Source organism: Protofrankia sp. Cj3, assembly GCF_917627355.1.
In the GTDB taxonomy this organism is placed as follows: Bacteria; Actinomycetota; Actinomycetes; order Frankiales; family Frankiaceae; genus Protofrankia.
In genome coordinates this window covers 4,655-7,287 of record NZ_CAKJTR010000020.1, presented here as the reverse complement: position 1 = coordinate 7,287, position 2,633 = coordinate 4,655, and the positions used below count along the sequence as shown (strand labels likewise).

At 71.0% G+C, this 2,633-nt stretch carries 2 protein-coding genes; one reads left to right on the top strand and one right to left on the bottom strand.

Translation table 11 applies throughout. The annotated features are described in order from the left end of the window. Positions 1–32: 32 nt before the first annotated feature. Positions 33–884 carry an RNA methyltransferase gene (locus tag MJ783_RS04530; RefSeq protein ID WP_239308656.1) on the bottom strand — a complete coding sequence of 284 codons (852 nt, stop codon included), beginning with the start codon at positions 882–884 and terminating at the stop codon, positions 33–35. 30 nt (positions 885–914) lie between these two features. Between MJ783_RS04530 and MJ783_RS04525 the strand changes: the two genes are divergently transcribed. After that, complete coding sequence (locus tag MJ783_RS04525; protein ID WP_255724365.1) at positions 915–2,351, top strand: 8-oxoguanine deaminase; 1,437 nt, start codon at positions 915–917, stop codon at positions 2,349–2,351. The last annotated feature ends 282 nt before the right edge of the window (positions 2,352–2,633 follow it).

Below are 2,633 nucleotides of genomic sequence, written 5' to 3'. Positions count from 1 at the left end.
CACACCGGCGCCTGGCAGCGTGGGCCTTGAGCTCAGCGAGCGGTCATCGGGCGGCCGAGGGCGTAACAGGCGATCGCCGCGGTCGCCGCGACGTTGAGCGAATCCACCCCGTTCGCCATCGGGATCCGCACCTGGATGGTGGCCGCCTCGAGCGCCGCCCGCGTCAGGCCCGGGCCCTCCGAGCCGAGCAGCAGCGCCAGCTTCTCGTACGGCCGGGCGCTGAACTCGTCGAGCGCCACCGCGTCCGGGGACGGCGTGAGCGCGACCACCGCGAACCCGTGGTCCATCAGCAGCGACAGCGCCGCCGGCCACGGATCGATGCGGGCGTACGGCACCGCGAACACCTCGCCCATCGACACCCGCACCGACCGCCGGTACAGCGGATCAGCGCATCGCGGGCTGAGCAGAACCGCGTCCATCCCGAGCCCCGCCGCCGACCGGAAGATCGCTCCGAGGTTCGTATGGCTGACGATGTCCTCGCAGACCAGTATCCGGTCGGCCGTGTCCAGCACGTCCCCCAACGGGATCAACGGGCGACGGCACATGGAGGCCAGCGCCCCACGGTGCACCTCGAACCCGGTGATCGTGGCAAGCACGTCCGGCCCGGCGAGGTAGACCGGGATGCCCGGGTCGAGATCGTCCGGCACCAGCGCGAGCTTCGACGGCCCGACCAGCAATGAACGCGGACGGTAACCAGCACGACGGGCCCTGTCGATGACCATCTCGCCCTCCGCGATGAACAGCCCCTCCGCCGGCTCCCGCCGCCGGCGCAGGGCCACGTCGGTCAGCCCGACATAGTCACGGACCCGTTCGTCGGCCGGGTCGTCGATCTCCACAATGCCCAACCCGCTGTCACACTCCGTCCGATCGAAGCGCGCCGTCACGATTCCACCGTAGTAGCAGAATCAGCCCCCATGACCGCTCACCTGGCCGCCCAGCCGGCCGACCAGCCGGCCGCCCGGTCGACCCCCCGGCGCGTCGAAGCGCCCGTCGACCTGCTTGTGTGCGGCGCCGACATGGTGGTGACGGTCGACGACCAGCGCCGCGAGCTGCCTGGCGGGTGGGTCGCGGTGACCGATGGGCTGGTCAGCGCTGTCGGCGCGGCGCGCGACCCGCTCCCGGCGGCGCACCGCACCCTGGACGCGGCCGGCTGCCTGGTCACCCCCGGCCTGGTCAACACCCACCATCACATCTTCCAGAACCTCACCCGGTCCTTTGCGCCGTCGGTGTCCGCGGCGCTGTTCACCTGGCTGCGCACGCTCTACCCGCTGTGGGCGCGCCTGGACGAGGAGGCCGTGCACGTCTCGGCCTACGTCGGCCTGACCGAGCTGGCGCTCGGCGGGTGCACGACCACCACCGACCACCTGTACGTCCACCCCCGCGGCGCCGGTGACCTGATCTCGGCCGAGATCGCCGCGGCCCGCGCGCTGGGCATGCGGTTCCATCCAGCCCGGGGATCGATGTCACTGTCAGTAAAGGACGGTGGGCTACCGCCGGACTCGATCGTCCAGGATCCCGATGAGATCCTCAGCGCCTCCGCGGCGCTTGTCGCCGCCCACCACGATCCCTCCCACGGCGCCATGGTCCGCATCGCGCTGGCGCCCTGCTCACCGTTCTCGGTGAGCCCCGAGCTGATGCGGGCCACCGCCGAACTCGCCGAACGTCTCGACGTGCGGCTGCACACCCATCTCGCCGAGGACCCCGACGAGGACGCCTACTGCCTGGCGACCTACGGCCGGCGTCCGGTCGAGCACTTCGAAGACGTCGGCTGGGGAGGCGACCGGGCCTGGGTCGCCCACTGCATCTGCCCGAACCCGGCTGAGGTCGCCCGGCTCGGCGCGTGGGGTACCGGGGTCGCGCACTGCCCGAGCAGCAACATGATCCTCGGCGGCGGGCTGGCACCGGTCACGCGGCTGCGGGCCGCGGGTGTACCGGTCGGGCTCGGCTGTGACGGCTCCTCCTCGGCGGACGCCGCGTCGCTGTGGCTGGAGGCCCGCACGGCAATGCTGCTGGGACGGGTCCGCGGCGGGGCCGCGTCCATGTCCGCCCGGGATGCGCTCGAGATGGCCACCCGTGGCGGCGCGGGCTGCCTCGGACGGACCGGTGAGATCGGTGAGCTGTCCGTCGGCGCGGTCGGTGATCTGGTGGTCTGGCCACTGGACGGGATCAGCTTTGCCGGGGCGCTGACCGACCCGGTGGAGGCGTGGCTGCGCTGCGGGCCGGTCGCCGCCCGGCACACCGTCGTCGCGGGGAGGACGGTGGTGGCCGACGGGATGCCTGTGCATCCCGGCCTTGCCGAGATGCTGCGCCGCCACCGCATGATTGCCGCACGTATCCAGGGGCTGGGGTAGTACTACAGGGATAGATCCTTAATACATGAATTATGGTCATGTTTTCCTGCAGAAAATTGGGCCGTTTGTCCCATTCGCAGAACCATCAACGGCTCGTCCAACCTGCTGCCCGTCGGGGACCGGGCCGCGGTGCACGCGGCCTGGCGACGCCACGCCGACCTGGTCCGCCGCGCCTGGATGCGGGGCTCACCGGTCGGCACGGGCGAGACCGCGCCGACCGGGCTAATATTTGCAGCTTGCACGAACAAATGTTCGATTTTGTGGGCGTTTCGGGTTATCGTT